This is a genomic window from Fervidicola ferrireducens (assembly GCF_001562425.1).
Lineage (GTDB): Bacteria > Bacillota > Thermosediminibacteria > Thermosediminibacterales > Thermosediminibacteraceae > Fervidicola > Fervidicola ferrireducens.
This window is the reverse complement of the sequence record NZ_LOED01000095.1, coordinates 1-716: the sequence shown is the minus strand read 5'-3', so window position 1 is coordinate 716 and position 716 is coordinate 1. Positions and strand designations below refer to the sequence as shown.

Genomic DNA, 716 nt, shown 5'->3' with positions numbered 1-716 from the left:
AGGACAGAGATGTCTCTTAAGACTTTCTCAGGGGAGAGTGGCGTCACCACCGCTACCTTGAGAACTCGCCAGAGTTTATAGCTTTCGCTACAGGCACTAATACTTGTTCCATCCAGAGGTATTAGTGCCCTCCCTGGCTCACTCCCAAGGCTTTGTATTAGTTTTATTGCTTCGTCTATCTCCTTTAGTTGCCTTTTCTTTAGGTGTTTGTTCTTAACCGTCCTCTTTACGTGCTCTTTTAATTCCCCCAATTCGTCAGCATCTAAATCTTTTAGAATTGCCATATACCCTTCGGGAATTTGCTCTTTTAACCCAAGTCCTCTTCTTGCTATAACATACGCTGCTGCCACGTCCTTGCTTATCATATACTGCGGTGCATATTTCAGCATCCCTATCACTGATGTGTAGGCGGGATTGACCTCTATGACTTGTATACCCTTCCTCTTCGCTAATACCTTTATTTTTTCCAACAGCGACCTGTAGCTAAACCTGTGCCTTATCCGCCTCGATTTCCTCCCTGAAAAGTCCCCTCTTTTTCCTTTGTCTCTTATGTCCAATCTTTCGATTGCTATTGCTTTTTTCTTTTCTTCTGCTAACCTCACTACCTCGTGGGCATACTGCCATCTGTAATATTCCCTCTTATCCGTATTGCCGCTTATAAGTTCGGGCATCGGAATTTTGCCGTGTCCTGCTAATTGCCCGTTCTCATCTGTTTC

General features: G+C 44.3%; 1 protein-coding gene. It reads right to left on the bottom strand.

The genetic code is table 11. The features are described 5' to 3' along the window. Nucleotides 1-716 (bottom strand): IS200/IS605 family accessory protein TnpB-related protein (locus tag AN618_RS12455; protein WP_157081769.1); only part of this gene is annotated, 716 nt, incomplete at both ends.